This window comes from Streptomyces sp. RPT161, assembly GCF_027533845.1.
GTDB classification, from domain to species: Bacteria; Actinomycetota; Actinomycetes; order Streptomycetales; family Streptomycetaceae; genus Streptantibioticus_A; species Streptantibioticus_A silvisoli_A.
In genome coordinates this window covers 1-536 of the sequence record NZ_JAPZVN010000105.1, presented here as the reverse complement: position 1 = coordinate 536, position 536 = coordinate 1, and the positions used below count along the sequence as shown (strand labels likewise).

1 protein-coding gene is annotated in these 536 nt (G+C 64.2%); it reads left to right on the top strand.

Annotated features, from left to right (window positions below; translation table 11 throughout):
* Positions 1 to 17: 17 nt before the first annotated feature.
* On the top strand, positions 18 to 536 hold a 519-nt coding region (locus O5O46_RS35105), incomplete at its 3' end, for an acyltransferase domain-containing protein (RefSeq protein ID WP_269859743.1).

Sequence of the window (536 nt, the reverse complement as noted above, 5' to 3'; positions counted from 1 at the left end):
AGGTTCAGGCGCGTCGGATTGCGGTGGATTACGCCTCTCACTCGCACTTGGTCGAGCGGATCCAGGAGCGCTTACTGAGCGATCTCGCGCCGGTTACCCCGCAGTCGTCTGGGGTGCCGGTGTATTCGTCGGTGACCGGAGAGTCGATGGACACCGGGGAGTGGGGCGCGGAGTACTGGTACCGGAATCTGCGGAATACGGTGTTGTTTGAGAAGGCTTTGACGGCTGCTTTGGATGCCGGTGCCAGCGCGGTGGTTGAGGTCAGTCCGCATCCGGTGCTGCTTCCTGCGGTCCAGGACATTGTGGACCAACACGAGGGTGCCGCAGTGACTGCAGGGACGCTGCGTCGTGGTGAGGGGGACCTCCGGCGTGTGGTCTTCGCGGTGGCGCAAGTGTATGCGCATGGCGTGGCGGTGGATTGGGCTAAGGCGTTTGCTGGTTGTGGTGCTGTGCGGGTGGGGTTGCCGACGTATGCGTTCCAGCGGCAGCGTTTTTGGCCTGACGCGGCCAGTGGGTCGGCCGATGTGGCTGCTGCG